This window comes from Thalassospira xiamenensis M-5 = DSM 17429, assembly GCF_000300235.2.
GTDB classification, from domain to species: domain Bacteria; phylum Pseudomonadota; class Alphaproteobacteria; order Rhodospirillales; family Thalassospiraceae; genus Thalassospira; species Thalassospira xiamenensis.
This window is the reverse complement of sequence record NZ_CP004388.1, coordinates 2,076,048-2,093,474: the sequence shown is the minus strand read 5'-3', so window position 1 is coordinate 2,093,474 and position 17,427 is coordinate 2,076,048. Positions and strand designations below refer to the sequence as shown.

The 17,427-nt window shown below is 51.0% G+C and carries 16 protein-coding genes; 4 read left to right on the top strand and 12 right to left on the bottom strand.

Going from position 1 to position 17,427, the window contains the following annotated elements:
- Positions 1 to 22: 22 nt before the first annotated feature.
- Together mfd and TH3_RS09835 are read right to left on the bottom strand one after the other, a co-directional pair.
- Positions 23 to 3,520 (bottom strand): transcription-repair coupling factor, encoded by a 3,498-nt coding sequence (gene mfd, locus TH3_RS09840; protein ID WP_007089583.1) that lies wholly within the window; start codon positions 3,518 to 3,520, stop codon positions 23 to 25.
- Positions 3,521 to 3,524: 4 nt separating this feature from the next.
- Positions 3,525 to 3,800 (bottom strand): FAD assembly factor SdhE, encoded by a 276-nt coding sequence (locus TH3_RS09835; RefSeq protein WP_007089584.1) that lies wholly within the window; start codon positions 3,798 to 3,800, stop codon positions 3,525 to 3,527.
- 234 nt (positions 3,801 to 4,034) lie between these two features.
- Here TH3_RS09835 and recG point away from each other — a divergent pair, with 234 nt between their 5' ends.
- A complete protein-coding gene (gene recG / locus TH3_RS09830; RefSeq protein WP_007089585.1) occupies positions 4,035 to 6,122 on the top strand; it encodes an ATP-dependent DNA helicase RecG in 2,088 nt (695 codons plus the stop codon).
- A gap of 58 nt (positions 6,123 to 6,180) precedes the next feature.
- Here recG and TH3_RS09825 read toward each other — a convergent pair whose 3' ends face one another.
- On the bottom strand, positions 6,181 to 7,029 hold the full coding sequence (locus tag TH3_RS09825; protein WP_007089586.1) for a DUF502 domain-containing protein: 849 nt from the start codon (positions 7,027 to 7,029) through the stop codon (positions 6,181 to 6,183).
- A gap of 199 nt (positions 7,030 to 7,228) precedes the next feature.
- Here TH3_RS09825 and TH3_RS09820 point away from each other — a divergent pair, with 199 nt between their 5' ends.
- Together TH3_RS09820 and TH3_RS09815 are read left to right on the top strand one after the other, a co-directional pair.
- Positions 7,229 to 7,495 carry a hypothetical protein gene (locus TH3_RS09820; protein WP_007089587.1) on the top strand — a complete coding sequence of 89 codons (267 nt, stop codon included), beginning with the start codon at positions 7,229 to 7,231 and terminating at the stop codon, positions 7,493 to 7,495.
- Entirely contained in the window at positions 7,485 to 7,931 is a 447-nt protein-coding gene (locus tag TH3_RS09815) for an NUDIX hydrolase (protein ID WP_007089588.1), read from the top strand. Before TH3_RS09820 ends, TH3_RS09815 begins: the two co-directional genes overlap by 11 nt.
- A gap of 71 nt (positions 7,932 to 8,002) precedes the next feature.
- Here the strand turns inward: TH3_RS09815 and rpoH are convergent, their stop codons facing one another.
- Positions 8,003 to 8,872 (bottom strand): RNA polymerase sigma factor RpoH, encoded by an 870-nt coding sequence (rpoH, locus tag TH3_RS09810; RefSeq protein ID WP_037992565.1) that lies wholly within the window; start codon positions 8,870 to 8,872, stop codon positions 8,003 to 8,005.
- 594 nt (positions 8,873 to 9,466) lie between these two features.
- Between rpoH and TH3_RS22645 the strand changes: the two genes are divergently transcribed.
- The gene (locus TH3_RS22645; protein WP_233421868.1) at positions 9,467 to 10,006 is read left to right on the top strand and encodes a YchJ family protein; all 540 of its coding nucleotides are present in this window, start codon (positions 9,467 to 9,469) and stop codon (positions 10,004 to 10,006) included.
- Here TH3_RS22645 and TH3_RS09800 read toward each other — a convergent pair.
- From TH3_RS09800 to ugpB, 8 genes are all read right to left on the bottom strand, one after another.
- The gene (locus tag TH3_RS09800) at positions 10,003 to 10,422 is read right to left on the bottom strand and encodes an NUDIX domain-containing protein (protein WP_233421867.1); all 420 of its coding nucleotides are present in this window, start codon (positions 10,420 to 10,422) and stop codon (positions 10,003 to 10,005) included. The two genes, TH3_RS22645 and TH3_RS09800, sit on opposite strands and share 4 nt — an antisense overlap.
- Before the next feature lie 103 nt (positions 10,423 to 10,525).
- Positions 10,526 to 11,398, bottom strand: coding sequence for a hypothetical protein (locus TH3_RS22390; RefSeq protein WP_007089592.1), 873 nt, complete (start codon positions 11,396 to 11,398; stop codon positions 10,526 to 10,528).
- Positions 11,399 to 11,545: 147 nt separating this feature from the next.
- The gene (ssb, locus tag TH3_RS09790; protein WP_007089593.1) at positions 11,546 to 12,070 is read right to left on the bottom strand and encodes a single-stranded DNA-binding protein; all 525 of its coding nucleotides are present in this window, start codon (positions 12,068 to 12,070) and stop codon (positions 11,546 to 11,548) included.
- 59 nt (positions 12,071 to 12,129) lie between these two features.
- Positions 12,130 to 12,603, bottom strand: coding sequence for a GAF domain-containing protein (locus TH3_RS09785; RefSeq protein WP_007089594.1), 474 nt, complete (start codon positions 12,601 to 12,603; stop codon positions 12,130 to 12,132).
- A 169-nt stretch (positions 12,604 to 12,772) separates the two neighbouring features.
- Positions 12,773 to 13,843 carry a sn-glycerol-3-phosphate import ATP-binding protein UgpC gene (locus TH3_RS09780; protein ID WP_007089595.1) on the bottom strand — a complete coding sequence of 357 codons (1,071 nt, stop codon included), beginning with the start codon at positions 13,841 to 13,843 and terminating at the stop codon, positions 12,773 to 12,775.
- A gap of 63 nt (positions 13,844 to 13,906) precedes the next feature.
- Positions 13,907 to 14,761 carry a sn-glycerol-3-phosphate ABC transporter permease UgpE gene (gene ugpE / locus TH3_RS09775; protein WP_007089596.1) on the bottom strand — a complete coding sequence of 285 codons (855 nt, stop codon included), beginning with the start codon at positions 14,759 to 14,761 and terminating at the stop codon, positions 13,907 to 13,909.
- Between the two features lie 12 nt (positions 14,762 to 14,773).
- On the bottom strand, positions 14,774 to 15,652 hold the full coding sequence (locus tag TH3_RS09770; RefSeq protein ID WP_007089597.1) for an ABC transporter permease subunit: 879 nt from the start codon (positions 15,650 to 15,652) through the stop codon (positions 14,774 to 14,776).
- A gap of 80 nt (positions 15,653 to 15,732) precedes the next feature.
- Positions 15,733 to 17,031 (bottom strand): sn-glycerol-3-phosphate ABC transporter substrate-binding protein UgpB, encoded by a 1,299-nt coding sequence (ugpB, locus tag TH3_RS09765; protein ID WP_007089598.1) that lies wholly within the window; start codon positions 17,029 to 17,031, stop codon positions 15,733 to 15,735.
- Between the last annotated feature and the right edge of the window lie 396 nt (positions 17,032 to 17,427).

Below are 17,427 nucleotides of genomic sequence, written 5' to 3'. Positions count from 1 at the left end.
GAACGGGTACCTGCCTTTTTCGTTATGCTTTTGCAGCAATGTCGGCCAAGCGACGCATCAGGCGCTTTAAACCTTCCAATCGATCTGTCGGACCATCCCACCCCGCAGCATAAACGATCTTGTGATCCGGGCGCAAACGGGCCACGCCAACCTGTTGCTGGATAAAACCAACCAGACCGGCCGGGTTCGGGAATTCATTATTCCGAAGCGTGATAAGCGCCCCTTTGGGGCCGGCATCAAGTTTTTCAACATTGGATGTACGGCACCATTGTTTGATCGTGACCACGTCCAAAAGGTTTTCGACCTCTTTTGGCAGCTTGCCAAAGCGGTCAATCATCTCGGCGGCAAATTGGTCAACTTCCTCGCGGGGACGCAGTTCCGAAATCCGTCGATACAGGCCAAGTCGTACGCCAAGGTCAGGCACATAACGATCCGGTATCAGCACCGGCATTCCGACATTGATCTGCGGAACGAATGATGCCGCGTCATCGGCCTCTATCTCACCCTTGGCCTCGGCCACGGCTTCTTCGATCATCTGCTGATAAAGTTCGATCCCGACTTCCTTGATATGGCCTGATTGTTCCTCGCCAAGCAGGTTTCCTGCTCCGCGAATATCAAGGTCATGGCTGGCAAGATTGAAACCGGCACCAAGACTGTCAAGCGTCTGCATGACTTCAAGTCGCTTTAATGCAGTTGCTGTAAGCTTCTTGCCATTTGGCAATGTCAGATAGGCATAAGCGCGCTGTTTTGATCGACCGATACGCCCGCGCAACTGATAAAGCTGCGCCAAACCAAACATGTCGGCGCGATGTATGATCATGGTATTGGCGTTCGGAACATCGATTCCGGACTCGATAATATTGGTCGCAAGCAACAGATCAAATTTGCGATCAGTGAAATCGGTCATCACCTGTTCAAGGTCACGAGGCCCCATCTGGCCATGTGCAACGTCAAACTTGATTTCAGGCACAAGTGTTTCTAGTTCCTTGGCAACCCGCCCAAGTTCATTGACCCGTGGGCAGACATAGAAGATTTGCCCGCCACGATGACGTTCACGCAATATCGCTTCGCGCACAACAACCGGATCATATGGCGTGATATAAGTCCGAACAGCAAGACGGTCGACCGGCGGGGTTGCAATAATCGAAAGTTCTTTTACCCCGGTCAGGGCAAGCTGCAATGTGCGTGGGATCGGCGTCGCTGTTAATGTCAGCACATGGACATCGGTTTTAAGCTCTTTCAGGCGTTCCTTATGCTTGACGCCGAAATGCTGCTCTTCATCGATGATCAGAAGCCCAAGATCTTTGAACTTTACACCGTTACCCAAAAGCGCGTGTGTCCCACACACGATGTCTACATGCCCGCTTTCAAGGTTGTCCTTGACCAGCTTGGCATTCTTGCCGGTCACCAGACGCGACAGTTGCTCTACCCGCACCGGAAGCCCGTCAAAGCGCTGCTTGAAGGTCAGGTAATGCTGACGGCATAGCAATGTGGTCGGTGCAACAATCGCAACCTGTTTGCCCGACATTACGGCGGCAAAGGCTGCGCGCAATGCGACCTCTGTTTTGCCAAAGCCAACGTCCCCGCATACAAGACGATCCATCGGCTTTCCTGCGGCCAGATCGTCAAGCGTATCGCGAATGGCACGTGCCTGATCTTCGGTTTCAGCAAACGGGAAGCTTGCACAGAATTCGTCATAACTTCCCTCGGGGGCGGTCAAGGCCGCCCCTTTGCGCAGATGGCGTTCGGCGGCAACCTTTATCAGCTTGCCTGCCATATCGCGAATGCGCTCGCGCAATTTGGCCTTGCGGGCCTGCCAGGCAACGCCGCCAAGTTTATCAAGGATCGACAGCCCCTCGTCCGAGCCATAGCGCGATAGAACTTCGATATTCTCAACCGGAACAAAAAGCTTGTCACCGCCATCATATTCCAGTTCCAGACAATCGTGAGGCGCACCACCCGCCGTAACGGTCCGAAGACCAAGATAACGACCGATCCCGTGGTCAAGATGGACGACAAGGTCCCCCTCTGAAATCTCGGATGCTTCACGCAGGAAGTTTTCAGCCTTGCGACGTCGTCCGCCTGGACGGCTCATACGATCGCCCAGAATATCCTGTTCCGAAAGTATCCAAAGACCGTCACGGCGGAACCCGTGTTCAAGATCGAGAATAACAACAGCAAGCTGTTCTGGCGTCAGATCGTCAGTAACATCTTCCCAGCATTCTGCCGTAACAACCTTTGCAACTCCATGTTCGCGCAGAACCGAAACCATACGGTCACGTGATCCATCGGAATAAGCTGCGATAACAACCTGTTGATTCTTTCCACGTTGGGCGACGATGAAATCACGCAATTCATCATAAAGATTGGTATCGGCCCGTGCCCGAACATCACCAAAGTCGCGCCCGGGACGCGCCCCCATGTCAAAAACGGCACGCTCAGCACTTTCTTCTTCGTAGTAAGGTGAAAGTTCTAGAACCGTGCGATCATTCAGCATCCGGTCAAATTCGGCCTGATCAAGGTAAAGCCGCTCGGGCGGCACAGGTTTATAAACATTGTCCCCCGAAAGCCCGCCGCCCTTTATATTCAGGCGTGCCTGATAATAATCGTCAATCATCTCAAGGCGGTTTTCGATGACCTCGCCATATTGATGATCAAGGCTGACCATTACACCCGGAAGATAGGCAAATACAGTGTCCATACCGTCGTGGAACAACGGCAGCCAATGCTCCATGCCACCATATTTCAAGCCGTTACTGATCGATTCATAAAGTGGATCAGTTTGCGATACGACGCCAAAAAGTTCGCGATATCCGCTGCGGAACCGGGAAATGCTTTCGTGATCCAGAAACACTTCGCCAACGGGCAGAAGGGCGATTTCGTTGATCCGTCCGACAGTGCGCTGGGTTTCAACGTCAAACCGGCGAATGCTTTCGATCTCGTCACCAAAGAAGTCAAGTCGCACAGGCTCTTTCATGCCCGGCGCAAAGATATCAACAATATCACCACGAACCGCGTAATCACCGGGCTCCATAACCTGTTCGGCACGATTATAGCCCATCCGATCAAAATAGCCGGTCAGATCGGCGCGGGAATGCTCCTGTCCTGATTTAAAGGTCAGTTTGCCATCGCGCATAACATCTACCCGCGGGACGCGTTGCATGACCGCCGCTGCTGTTGCCAGAACGATACGTCCCTGCCCGCTGGCCGGTTTGATATCCTCAGCCAGTGTCGTCAATGTTTCAACCCTGCATGCCGTAACTTCGGCAATCGGTGAAACCCGGTCGTAAGGCAAGCAATCCCATGCCGGAAGGGTCAAGACTTCGACCTCGCCCGCAAAGAAAGCAAGTGCCTCGGCAAGCTGGGCCATGCGTTTGTCATCGCGCACGATATGCAGGATTGTGGCGTCGTTTGCCGATGCATCCAGCAATTCGCGCAACAATAAAGCGTCGGCACCCTCGGGAACACCACACAGCCGCTTGCGACCTTTTGTTGAAATGATTTCTTTTAATTTATTCAATGTTTTATCTGGCGTTGCTAAGTTCCTGAATCATGTGCAGCACGTCGGTATCATATTCCTCCGGTGCCTGCTCTTTGCCCGTTGCCCACTTAAAGAAATCGGCATCGGGAACATCATTCATCAGGATTTCAAAACGTTCGAGCTGTTCTTCTGACAGGGTGGCAAGGTGCGCCTCCATGAAACGACCGATCAGGATATCGTTTTCCTTGGTCCCGCGATGGCCGCCGCGAAACAGCAATTTCTTGCGTCGGACTTCAAGTTCTTTGCTGTCGATACTCACGTTCGATCTCCTGTCTTTTCTGGTCACTGTGCATCGGCATAAAACCAAAGGCACAGTTTGTCTTTTGTGGCATGGTTTGTACGGTAAATTCGCCAATTGGTCCATGCTGTCATCCATCCAATTTGCATTGGCTCGTGACTTGTCGGTTGTCGCACGATAATTTTGTTGTATACCCAGCACCTAAACCGATTTGTTCTATTAACGTTCTTACCCGAAAACACAACGAAAACCGTCATGCGCCCGGAAATATTGTTCCCGCTTTTTGCTGAAATCGACAGCTTGCCTGGCATTGGCCCGCGCCTGAAGCCTTTGCTTGCGCGGTTGATCGGCGGCGAACATGTGGTCGATTTGCTGTGGCATCTGCCATCGGGGCTGATTGATCGACGTTTTTCTCCGCCTCTAACAGAAACAATTGATGGATCGATTGTTACGCTGGATGTCTGGATCGAACGCCATGATGCCCCGCCAAATCGGCGCCGCCCGTATCGGGTCATTTGCAAAACTCAAAGTGGCCCTCTGGTTTTGGCATTTTTCAATGCCAGGGCCAAATATCTGAACGAAGTTCTGCCGGTTGGTGAAAAGCGTATCATCTCGGGCAAAATTGATCATTATCGCGGTGAATACCAGATCACCCATCCTGACCGAATTGGTACCGAGGCCGAGCGTGATGAAATTCAAACCGTGGAGCCTGTGTACCCGATGTCAGCTGGTGTCACGGGTAAAACTCTTACCAAATCAACTCGTGCGGCTCTTGCGATGGTACCGGAGCTCCCGGAATGGCATGACCCCGCCCTACAGGCGCGGCACAAATGGCCTGATCTGAAGTCCGCCCTGCATCAGGTTCATAACCCTGAAAATGATGGCGACCTGTCACCTGACCACCCTGCCCGCAAACGACTTGCCTATGATGAACTGCTGGCAAACCAGCTTGCCCTTGCGCTTATTCGAGCAAAGATGCGGAAGCTGGGCGGACGAGCAACAAATGGTGATGGCCGTTTGCGCAAGGCACTTGAAGCAGAACTTCCCTTTGCCATGACAGGTGCGCAGCAACGCGCACTGAAAGACATTTACGAAGACATGGGTGGCAACGGACGCATGCTACGCCTGCTTCAGGGGGATGTTGGCTCTGGAAAAACGGTTGTCGCCCTGATGGCCATGCTGAATGCAATCGAAACAGGCAGTCAGGCTGCTTTGATGGCGCCGACTGAAATTCTTGCCCGTCAGCATTTTGAAACGATCACCCCGCTTCTTGAAAAGATCGGTGTGACCTGCGCAATCCTGACGGGTCGTGATAAAGGCAAAAGTCGTAAAGCTGCGCTCGAAGGTTTTGCAGATGGCACTTTTCAGATTGCCGTTGGTACGCATGCACTGTTTCAGGAAGACGTGAAATTCCGCGATCTGGCTTTCGCCGTTGTCGATGAACAACATCGATTTGGCGTCCATCAACGTTTGATGCTGGCTGGCAAAGGACAGGCTGTCGACGTACTGGTCATGACGGCAACACCGATCCCCAGAACCCTGACCCTAACGGCCTTTGGGGATATGGAAGTATCGCGATTGGATGAAAAACCACCAGGAAGAAAGCCCGTTGATACACGTGTCCTGCCCGCTGACAAAGCGGATGACGTGATATCAGGCATCGGGCGTGCCATGCGCACCGGAACCAAGATTTACTGGGTATGCCCATTGGTCGAGGATTCCGAAATCCTTGACCTGCAGGCAGCAGAAGAACGTTATCGCATTCTGGTCGAACTTTTTGGCGAAAGTCGTGTCGGGCTTGTCCACGGCAAAATGAAAGCCAAGGACAAGGACGCCGTGATGGAACGCTTCGCCCACGGTGATCTGTCAATTCTTGTCGCAACCACCGTGATTGAGGTTGGTGTCAACGTCCCGGAAGCGACAATCATGGTCATAGAACATGCTGAACGCTTTGGGTTGGCACAGTTGCATCAGCTACGCGGACGAATCGGACGTGGAAACGCGGCATCAACCTGTCTGCTGCTTTACGGTTCACCATTAGGCGAAATTTCAAAAGCTCGTCTGAAAATCATGCGCGAAACCGAAGACGGTTTTATCATTGCCGAAGAAGATCTTCGTTTGAGAGGCGCTGGCGAAGTATTGGGCACCCGGCAAAGCGGTTTGCAAGCCTATCGCCTAGCCAGTCTCGAGATGCATGGGGATTTGCTTGCAATTGCACGTGATGATGCCCGACTGATTGTCGAACTTGATCCCGATCTGCAAAAACCGCGCGGCGAAGCATTGCGGTTGTTGCTGTATCTTTTCGAGCGCGACGAAGCCGTTCGCTATTTCCGGTCCGGCTAAAAAACAAGGGCGCTTGCAAATTGCGGCGCCCTTGTTTTTTGTTTTCCATTAAACCGCTTCACGCATCCTCGCGGCTTTTGTCATCGGTATTCTCGTTCCCCGGTTCGGGATGTTTGGAAACCAGAACCGGTATGTTTTCTTTTTCACGCAAAACATCGACGTCTTCGTATGTCTTTGCGGAAACACGCGGCTTGGCCTGAAGTTCAGCACTGCGACGATCAGTTGGTGTGACAATCCCGCCTGACATAACCATTTTGATCGCCTCTTCGACCGTCATATCAAGGATCACGATATCCCGGCGTGGCACGAACAAAAGGAACCCCGATGTCGGGTTTGGTGTGGTTGGCAAAAAGATATTGATAACTGTATCTTCCGTCAGGTTCTGCACTTCACCCTTTGTCTCGCCGGTAATAAAGCCAATAGCCCACATGCCGCGGCGCGGATATTCCAGCAAAACAGCCTGACGGAATGCATTGGACTGATTGGCCAGCACCGTTTCAAGTATCTGTTTGACCGCGCCATAAATGCTGCGAACCGCAGGAATACGCGCCAGAATACGTTCATAAAGCTTGATCAGCGCGCGTCCGGCAAAGTTGGTGGTGAACCAGCCGACAACCGTAATGAAAATCAGGATCACCAACAAACCAAATCCCGGGATACCGTATTCCTGATAACCTTCGGGCAGGTAATAGACCGGGTTGTAATGCCCCGGAATCAGCGGCATGACCTTACTGTCGACGAATTCTATAAACCACCATGCCAGACCAAATGTTATAACAAGTGGCGCACTGACGAGAACACCTGTCAGAAAATAAGCACGCACACGGGCAAAAAAGCCCGGACTGGGAAGGGCATGTCCGGCGTTTTCGCTATCCGAATCATGTTGGTTATCGTGATTGGCGGTCATTGATCACCTGTGAAGAGACGTCGCATTACATCTTTTGACCTGTAATACATATTTGCATTCACCATTTGTCATTAACAGTATGGCAATGCTGCGACTATTAAGCTGGGAAATTCCCATTTATAGAGTGATAGCAGCATTCAAGTTTGTGGCGCAACCAAACAAAACAGGCGACATCAACCGCCATTGAAAAGGAGTTGTTTTGCAGGTCTGGATTGTTGAATACATATACGATGATAATGGCTCTGTCGGTATCCGCACAGCGAAGGTAACAGCGCCCGATTATGAGACTGCACGGCAATTTGCCCTGGGTGACGCACCAGCAGTCGATTTCGTGATGTCTTTGCGTCCGGAATCCGAAGATCAGTTTCTTGGCCGACCTGCCATAAGGGCGCGGGAAATGACAGGAAAAGTCGCCCATGACGTTCCTGATCCGGATGAAGACATAGAAGATGAGGATGATGTCTGATATCGACGATAAGCGAGATTACCTTGCCAGACCGATCATCGGAGTTGGTGCTGTTATTTGGAATGACGAAAATGTTTTACTGATCAAACGGGGCAAGGCGCCAAGTAAAGGCAGTTGGAGCATTCCCGGCGGCGCACAGGAGCTTGGTGAAACATTGCGTGATGCGGTTCGGCGGGAAGTCCTGGAGGAAGCCGGTATCATCGTATCAACCCCGGTTCTGATTGATACAGTCGACCTGATCACGCCAGATGGCAATGGGCAGGTTCAATATCACTATACCCTGATCGACTTCGTCGCCGAAGCACAAGAAACCGATTTAAAGACTGGCGGCGATGCTGCCGATGCCCGCTGGGTGCCTTTCGTGCAGCTTGATGACTACAGGCTTTGGGACAAAACCAAAGACATCATTACCCGCTCGCGCGCTTTACGTCGGTAAATTCACCCCCCACGAAAACAAAAAGGCGACATCAGAAGATGCCGCCTTTTGATCGATTAGTGGAAATCTGATCACGCTGCAGCATGCTGCGTCAGAACAGATTCCTGAATTTTTTTGAATGCGCGCGCCTCAAGCTGACGAACACGTTCGCGACTTACGCCAAAGCGTTCGCCAAGTTTTTCAAGCGTAATCGGATCATCACTCAGGAAACGGGCTTCGATAATCTCACGCTCACGCTCTGGCAACTCACCCATCGCGCTTTTCAGCATGTCGTTATGTAAAACACGCTCCTCGGCATCTGCAACGATGCTTTCCGGGCTTGGTGCATCCGACGACAGAGTATCAAGATACTCCATGCCTTCGTCTTTCGGCATTGGTGTGTTAAGCGAGAAATCACGCGCTGCAAGGCGACGGTTCATTTCAAGCGCTTCTTTACCGGTCACGCCAAGCTTCTCGGCAACGGCATCTGCCTGTTCGGGTGACAGTTCGCCATTGTCATAGATGTTAAGCTGCTTTTTGGCTTTACGCAGGCTGAAAAACAGCTTTTTCTGCGCTGCCATGGTGCCAAGTTTCACCATCGACCAGCTGTGAAGGATATATTCGGTCACTGCCGCCTTGATCCACCACATTGCATAGGTCGACAGACGGAAACCACGTTCCGGATCGAATTTTTGAACAGCCCGCATCAAGCCGGTATTGCCCTCGGCCACCAGATCAGCCATTGGAAGGCCATAGCCCCGATAGCCGAACGCAATTTTTGCGACAAGACGCAAGTGACTTGTGACCAGCTTGTGAGCTGCATCCGTGTCATCATGCTCGTGATAGCGGCGTGCAAGCATATATTCTTCGTCTACGCTGAGCATCGGAAACTTCCAGACCTGTCTCAGGTAACCGGAGAAACCGTCGTCCTGCGGTACTGCAGGTAATTTAATCGTGCTCATATCATGTCCTCCAGAGAGGTTTACGCACCACGCCTGACAATTCTTCCTACGAATTCAAACAGACTTTAGATGACGCGCAAACACTGTCAGTTGTGACTTAAATCACGTGGACGACCGGCATTCATTTGGGGAAATGGTTTCGTCCGGTCGCAATTTCATCCCATAGGCCCTATGGGAGAGGACAGCAGACGCAAAGATAACGTATATTCATCGTGTCTCTTCCTTCCTCGAAGCAAATCGACAATTTACATGTCCGCCATTAGGCCGGAACATCATCCGGCGGTGCCATTGGGCCCCCACCCGCAAAAGTTAATATACCTAAATCCGACTAAATTCGTCAAGATAAACCTGACTGGATTTCAGCTATATTTAACTTTCAATATCAGTATTTTACATAATTTACCCGATAAACGCAGTCGGGAATTATCAATACCAATATCTTCACGCTAAAATCGATATACGGCAAAAAGAAGGCATACTGATTGTTTTTTGCAGCGTTTTAAGGCACCCCATAAAATGTGGTAATGGGACTGGTCGATACCCGCTCCTGTTGGGGCTGGTATGACACGACATTAACAATGCGTTTGAGCGAAAATGATTTATGTGACCAATGGACAGTTGCGATGTGCGATGCATAAACCTGCAGCCATAGGCCCCTGCCCTTGTGGAAAAGGCGAAAGTTTCGACAATTGCTGCGGGGCAATCCTGGCTGGAAAGCGAAAAGCCTCAACTGCCGAACAATTGATGCGTGCTCGTTACAGCGCATTTGTTTGCCGAGACGCGGATTACCTTCTGGCAACACTGGCTCCGGAAAAGGCATCAGGATTTGATCAGGATCAGATCAGGTCGGACAGATGCGAATGGACTGGACTGGAAATAATTGCGACGGATAAAGGCGGCATTCTTGATCAGAATGGTATTGTCGAATTCGTTGCCCGGTTTCGCGATAGGGGTACCGATCATGTCTTGCACGAAATATCCCGATTTGAACGCCGCAACGGGAACTGGCTTTATATAGATGGTAAATTTCCCGAACAACGAAACCTAAAAACTGTTCTTAACTCCGTCAACATTGGCCGCAATGATCCCTGCCCTTGTGGTTCGGGCAAGAAATATAAAAAGTGTTGCGGTTAAGGCGATGCCTGCTCTCCCGCAAACCCTACTTCAAGCGCCCAACGATGAAATGGCCGGATCAATTTTTGATGCGCATCATCATAGGCAAGCCAGATCAGTTCATGATCCGGTTCAACCGGCGGCCCAAGTCGTTCGGTGAACTCGCACAGGAAGAACACACCGCGCTTGAGCCGAAACCGGCCTTTGGTAAAATTGCTGACATATTGTGAAGCAATTCCAAGACGATTGCGAATATCTATCCTGTAACCGGATTCTTCATATGCTTCGCGATGCAAGGCATCACGCTCACTTTCGCCACGCTCGACCCCGCCCCCGATGAGAACAACGCCTTTGGGAGTGCGCGCAACCGCAACCTCACCGGCATCGTTGAGGATGACGGCATAGACACAGTCCTGCACGATGTAGTTTCTACCCATGTCCGGGTTACCAAAGATCGGTCCGACCAAATTTATATTCCCGGATTTGAATACCGCGCAAATGTTCAAACGAACACATTATATGTTTGAAGTTACAACAATTTCAAATTGCTCGCGCCTGATCAAGCAGCAATTGACAACGAACAGCATCCAGCCGTAATTCGCTTTGCCGGGCGGCGGCGAAGTGTCTTTTAAGGTCATCATTTGATACCGGCATTTCAAGACCGCCGAACTCGGATATCAGACGTTTGGCATGGTTTTCAGGCAATACCCGATCTTGAAACCTGCCCTTGGTCAGGAACCTCTCCGCTAACGCGAAATCGAGTTGCATATTGCGATACAGGATCGTCTGGTAATTCGCATGCGCTTCGGGCTTCCCGTCCGCCGAAACAAAGAAGATCGGGAACATAACGGCCAATTCAGGCAAAAGCCGGTTTGGATAGATATTACCCTTCCAGTATTTCTCAGCGAGCCCGGCATAGGTGTCATAGTCCGAGATCGAATAGAATCGGGCCTTGGCCAGCGGAAGGATTTCCACCTTTGGCTTGGTGATCGTCACTGTATCATTGGAAACATCGACGTAAAGATCGCCGAACTGGAAAGCATTCTGAAAATATTCGTGTCGAAGATTGCCCCAAACACGTTTGGTTATTCCACCATTCAGACAAAAATCTCGTAACGCGCCAATCCCCACGGTCTGTGGCGCCTGCAACTCATGCTCCAAAAGCTCTTTGACGCCTTTGGTGATTTCATAGCAGTATCCTTGGGGATATTCGCCTTTTTTCGGGTGCCGGGCCTGATCAAACTCACGATCAAACTGCAATCTCAGACGTAGCAAGTCGTCTTGCAATTTCCGGATGTGCGGCAACAGAAACTTCTTTGTCAGCTTCACCTGCTTGAAGTTCGTCGGCATTAGCTGTTCTTCTTCTGCCTGCTGCTTTATGAAGTCAAGGGTCAACTTGCCATTCGATGTCATGGGAATGCTACTTTTCACAGATGCGAGGCTGGGAACCGGAAGATCGGCTGGGTGGCTTATTCAGATGCACTCTTCTGGCATGAACAAAAATGCCCCCGGAAAAGCAAGTTCCCGAGGGCATCAACAAGTCTTGCAACCAACCGCGTCTTAGAACGGAATTTCGTCATCAAGGTCCGGTGCTCCGGCAGGCGCAGAACCGCCGCCCGACGAGCTACCATTGCCCCAACCGGCATCCGATCCGCCGCCATAACCGCCACCATTGTCCGATCCATAGCTGCCGCCAGAGCTTGCGCCGCCGCCACCCATGCCGCCGCCTTCGCCGCGGTTGTCGAGCATGGTCAGGTTCGAGTTGAATCCTTCAAGCACGATTTCAGTGGTGTAATTGTCCTTGCCGTCCTGCCCCTGCCATTTGCGGGTGCGAAGCTGGCCTTCGATATAAAGCTTGCTGCCTTTTTTCACAAAGCGTTCAACCACATCGGCCAAACCTTCGTTGAAAACGACGATGCGATGCCATTCGGTGCGCTCGCGACGCTCGCCCGACTGGCGGTCTCGCCACTGTTCCGAGGTCGCAATGCTGAAATTGGCAATCTTTTTGCCAGCCTGGGTGAAACGAATTTCAGGATCGCGGCCGAGGTTCCCGACGAGAATGACTTTATTGACACTGCCAGCCATGGGTTATCTTCCAAAGTTTGTGTTGTCCGCCGTTTCGTATGAACGAAACTGGTGAGTTATCATTGCGCAAAAATGCGCTGCATTAAAGTTTCAAGTGCGATGCGATCAGTATCGTCGAACGAACCAGCCTCGACACTATCGACGTCGAGCACCGCAATCAACTGTCCTTGCGCATTCAGCACCGGCACGACAATCTCGGAGTTCGACCGGCTGTCACAGGCGATATGCCCCGGAAAAGCGTGAACATCTTCAACAACCTGGGTTTTGAGCGTCGCAGCAGCTGTGCCGCAAACACCGCGACCAAACGGAATGCGCAGGCACCCCAAAGTCCCCTGATAAGGCCCGACGACCAGTTCATTTTCTTTCGCTGGATCAACGATATAAAAGCCAGTCCAGAAATAATAGTCGAACTTTTGTGCAAGAATACAGCTGATTGTCGCCATCAGCGCGGTGACGTTGGTTTCACCCTCGGTGATGCTGATCAGTTCTTTTTCAGCTTCCTGATAAAGAACCTGTTTCTGTTCGGCGTTCACATGATGCTCCTGCGTTGTATGGCCAAGGAACTACCTGCTTGGCTGTATCGAAACAAGGACAAAATTAACCCGGTTACGCATTCCCTCCGTCTAAAAAACAGCCCCGGCACGATAGACGCACCGGGGCCGCTGCAGACCGGCTTGCGACGAACCAGAGATCAAATCAAGATCAGAGACGCTTGCCACTGTCCCTGTCAAACAGATGCACCTGATCGGTTGTGGTCGAAAGTGCCAGTTCCTGTCCTTTGGCAAACTGATGCGTGCCCTGCATGCGCAACGTCACACTTTCATTCTTTTCACCGAATTCAAGATAGACCAGCGTTTCCGCACCAAGCGATTCAATCATTCGAACCCTGGCCTTCAATGCACCACTGCCATCGACAGTCAGGGTAAAGTGTTCTGGACGGACCCCGACCACCAGTTCTCGACCGGCCTCGATCTGATGATCAAGATCGATCTTGCTGCCATCGCCGATAACGACGTGGCTTTTGTCATCCGAAACCGTCCCGTTCAGGAAGTTCATTGACGGCGATCCGATGAAGCTTGCGACAAAGAGGCTGGCCGGTTTTTCATATATTTCAATCGGCGTACCAATTTGTTCGGCAACGCCGGCATTCATGACAATCAGGCGATCTGCCAGTGTCATGGCTTCGACCTGATCATGCGTCACATAAACTGACGTAATTCCAAGACGTTGCTGAAGGTTCTTGATCTCAAGTCTCATATCGACACGAAGCTTTGCATCAAGGTTCGACAGCGGCTCATCAAACAGAAAAACCTTTGGTTCGCGCACAATTGCACGCCCCATTGCCACACGCTGGCGCTGCCCGCCCGAAAGCTGCTGCGGTTTGCGTTCCAGATAATCGTCAAGCTGAAGAATCTTGGCGGCATCTCGAACGCGGGTGTCGATTTCCACCTTGCTGTATCCGCGATTTTTAAGACCATACGCCATATTGGCATAGTTGGTCATATGCGGATAAAGCGCATAGTTCTGAAACACCATCGCGATGTCACGATCAGCCGGCGCAACATTGTTGACAACCCGGTCATCGATTTTGATCTCGCCACCTGTAATGCTTTCAAGGCCCGCGATCATTCGCAGAAGTGTTGATTTGCCACAGCCCGACGGGCCGACCAGAACGGTGAATTCCCCGTCACCAATATGAAGATCGATACCATGCAAAGCCTTGAAGCCATTGTCATAGGTTTTTTCAGCCCGATTAAGGGTAACAGTTGCCATTTTCGTATCCTGTATGCGGATCTGTGTATCTTTAAATCACTGATATCAAATGGTTGATCGAGCCTATTTTTCGGTTTCGACCAGACCTTTTACGAACATTCGCTGGAAAATCACCACCACCAGTACCGGCGGGATGGTTGCCATGATTGTCAGTGCAAATGCCTTGGGGAACTGCGGAATCTGGCCGCCTTCATAAAGCGAATTATAAACCTGCTTGATCCCGATCACGATGGTGTAAAGCTGATCATCAGTAGTCATCAGCAACGGCCAAAGATACTGGTTCCAGCCAACCACAAACATGATGATAAAGATCGCGGCAATCATGGTGACCGAAAGCGGCACCAGAATATCGATGAAGAAACGAAGCGGCCCTGCCCCATCCAGACGCGCGGCTTCCAAAAGCTCATCCGGAACAGACCGGAAAAACTGACGGAAGAAAAACGTACCTGTTGCCGACGCAATCAGCGGCAGGATCAAGCCGGTATAGGTATTGAGTAGCCCAAGGCTTGATACCACCTCGTAGGATGGCACAATTCGCACTTCAAGAGGCAGCAAAAGGGTCGAGAAAATGACCCAGAATATCGGCACCGCGAGCCGGAAGCGGAAATAGACGATCGCATATGCCGCCATCATTGAAATGATGACTTTGCCAATCGCAAAGCCAAGTCCAAGAACCATGCTGTTAAACAGCATTTCAAGCGCCGTAACACGGCCTTTTGTTGCTGCCGTGTCAAACAGGATCGCGCCATAATTTTCAAGGAAATGTCCGCCAAACCAGAACTGCAAGCCGTTCTGGAACAGAAATTCACGCGTATGGGTCGATGAAACGAACGCAATCCATACCGGCAGGATCATAAAGAGCGATCCAAGAATAAGGATCACATGATTGGTAATAGAACGCCATTTTGACTGATACATGACGCGTCCCCCCTAATAATGCACTTTGCGTTCGATAAATCGGAACTGGAACACAGTCAGCACGCTGACCATGATCATAAGCAGCACGGATTGCGCCGAACTACCGCCCATATCCGCTCCAAGGAATCCGTCGACATAAACCTTGTAAACAAGGGTTGCTGTCGCACCGCCCGGTGATCCCTTGGTGGAAACATCGATGATCCCGAACGTTTCAAAGAACGCATAGGTCAGGTTGATCACCATCAGGAAGAATGTGGTTGGCGCCAGCAGAGGGAAGGTAATCGTCCAGAAACGACGTTCCGCACTTTTGCAATCCAGCGTCGCGGCTTCAGTTACCGATTTCGGAATTCCCTGCAAACCTGACAGGAAGAAAATGAAATTCACACTGACCTGTTTCCACACGGCAATCAGTGTCACGACAAATGCCGCATCATTGGCATTCTGGATGTGATTGAACTCAAACCCGAAGCTGTTGAACAGCTTGTATAGATCGCCCATCAAAGGGTTGAACAACATATTGCCCAGCAAGCCAGCCACGGGCGGCGCAACGGCATATCCCCACATCAAAAGCGTTTTATATGATTTGGCTCCACGGATCACTTCATCGGCCCGAACGGCAAGAAACAGCGAAATCGCGATGGAAATGAATGCCACAAGGAAGGAAAAGACAGCTGTGAAAATGGCTGACTTCAGCCAGCTGCTGCTCGAAAGCACATCCTCAAAATTTCGGAACCAAACAAATTGCGAGGACATGCCAAAGGCGTCCTCAAGCAGGAAAGACTGATAAACTGCCTGTGCGGCAGGCCACAGGAAAAATATCGCAATAATCAGAATTTGCGGTGCCACAAAAAAGTATGGCACCGGGCTGTGCCCGAATTGTACGCGTTTCATTGCTGACGCAACCCCAAGACCGGTCCAGGAATCGAAAAACAGGGCGGCCGGTAAAAGCCGCCCTGTCAGCGAGATAATGCTTAGTTCGAATAGGTATCGTGGAAGCGCTTCAGAAGCGCATTGCCTTCTTCCTCGATCGTAGCAAAAGCTTGATCGATGGTTGCTTCACCATTCATCATCTTGTCGACTTCGCGATAGATGACTTCACGGATCTGAACGTAGAAACCAAGGCGATAACCTTTGGTCCACTCTCCACCTTCTTCGGAAAGCTGCTGAATGCCGACTTCTGCGTCCGGGCTTTCGTTATAGTAGCCTTCTTTCTTGGCAAGCTCGTAGGCCGCGGTGGTGATCGGAACATAACCGGTTTCTTTGTGCCAGTAGAACTGGGTTTCCGGTTTGGTCAGGAACTCGAAGAATTTCGCAACGCCAGCATCTTCTTCTGCACTGTGGCCAGAGAATGCGAACAGCGAGGCACCACCGATGAAGGTCGATTTCGGCGCGTCACCAACGCCTTCCCAATATGGAAGGGTCGAAGTGCCAAATTCAAACTGTGCAGATTTTTTCAGACCACCGAACGAGCCGGAAGAACCGAGCCACATTGCAGCTTTCTGCTGCAGGAAGGCGTCCTGGTTGGCGCCCCATGCGCGGCCATAGTAACCGAAATAACCGGCATCTTTCCATTCTTTGACGTGCTTCCAGTGATCTTTGAGCGCGTCATTGTTGTATAGAAGTTCAACATCCGTGCTATCATAACCATTGTTGGCGGTTGCCATCTGAAGGTTGTGACGCGACATGAAGTTTTCAAAGAATATCCACGGGCTGTGTGATTCGGCAAGGCCTTCGAAACCGGCTTCTTTCAGCTTAGGTGCGATTTCTTCGAATTCCTGCCAGGTTTTCGGCACCTCAACACCGGCTTTGGCCAACGCATCTTTGTTGAAATAAAGCAGCGGGGTCGAGCTGTTGAACGGCATGCCAATCATCTTGCCGTCGGAATCGGCATAGAAGTAGCGAACCCCCGGGATGTAATCATTGATGTCAAACTTGACACCATTTGACTGCATAAGGTCCTGAACCGGTTTAACAGCGCCTTTGGCGTTAATGATGGTTGCAGCACCGGCATCGAAGATCTGGATGATGTTCGGCTGGTTTTTCGCGCGGAAAGCAGCAATACCGGCCGTCATCGTGTCTTCGTAACCGCCTTTGTTCACAGCAACCAGTTGGTATTCGTCCTGGCTGGCGTTGAAGTCGGCAGTGATCTGATTGACGACATCGCCCAGTGCGCCGTCCATGGCATGCCACCAGGTGATCTCGGTCGCAGCATTCGCTGTGCCGCCCAGTGCGAACACAGCTGCTGCTGCCATCAGGGTTTTGCGAAACATGATCTTCTATCTCCCAAATAAAAACTCGTTCGCGCCAACCGCCTGTTGATCGGTCGACACAACGCATTCGTTTTCATTCGAGGGGGACGTTTCCTCAAGTGACAGTTTTCGGAAATTTACTTTTGATGCGCGAAATGACCTTAAAAACTGTCAGTTTTTGATTTTTAGTGTGTATTCGACCCCTTCAAATGTTCATATGAACATCTCATAAATCGAACAGCTTGCAAAGGCTTTCAATCCTGATGAATGGCATAAATGTCTTTCACATGCGCACATTTAACATTTCCCCAGATTTTTCGGCACTTTCACAAATATTACAAAGTCATGCACTTGCAACAATGCATTGCAACAACTCCATTTGCATATGCAAAACGGGTACCCAAAGGATACCCGTTC

What these genes read in the sequence shown, in the direction of transcription:
- TH3_RS09825 (WP_007089586.1), bottom strand. Translation starts at nt 7,029, where the DNA reads ATGACCGCCAATCACGATAACCAACATGATTCGGATAGCGAAAACGCC.
- TH3_RS09770 (WP_007089597.1), bottom strand. Translation starts at nt 15,652, where the DNA reads ATGAAACGCGTACAATTCGGGCACAGCCCGGTGCCATACTTTTTTGTG.
- TH3_RS22390 (WP_007089592.1), bottom strand. Translation starts at nt 11,398, where the DNA reads ATGACATCGAATGGCAAGTTGACCCTTGACTTCATAAAGCAGCAGGCA.
- TH3_RS09780 (WP_007089595.1), bottom strand. Translation starts at nt 13,843, where the DNA reads ATGGCAACTGTTACCCTTAATCGGGCTGAAAAAACCTATGACAATGGC.
- TH3_RS09800 (WP_233421867.1), bottom strand. Translation starts at nt 10,422, where the DNA reads ATGGGTAGAAACTACATCGTGCAGGACTGTGTCTATGCCGTCATCCTC.
- rpoH (WP_037992565.1), bottom strand. Translation starts at nt 8,872, where the DNA reads ATGAGCACGATTAAATTACCTGCAGTACCGCAGGACGACGGTTTCTCC.
- recG (WP_007089585.1), top strand. Translation starts at nt 4,035, where the DNA reads ATGCGCCCGGAAATATTGTTCCCGCTTTTTGCTGAAATCGACAGCTTG.
- ugpB (WP_007089598.1), bottom strand. Translation starts at nt 17,031, where the DNA reads ATGTTTCGCAAAACCCTGATGGCAGCAGCAGCTGTGTTCGCACTGGGC.
- ssb (WP_007089593.1), bottom strand. Translation starts at nt 12,070, where the DNA reads ATGGCTGGCAGTGTCAATAAAGTCATTCTCGTCGGGAACCTCGGCCGC.
- ugpE (WP_007089596.1), bottom strand. Translation starts at nt 14,761, where the DNA reads ATGTATCAGTCAAAATGGCGTTCTATTACCAATCATGTGATCCTTATT.
- TH3_RS09815 (WP_007089588.1), top strand. Translation starts at nt 7,485, where the DNA reads ATGATGTCTGATATCGACGATAAGCGAGATTACCTTGCCAGACCGATC.
- TH3_RS22645 (WP_233421868.1), top strand. Translation starts at nt 9,467, where the DNA reads ATGATTTATGTGACCAATGGACAGTTGCGATGTGCGATGCATAAACCT.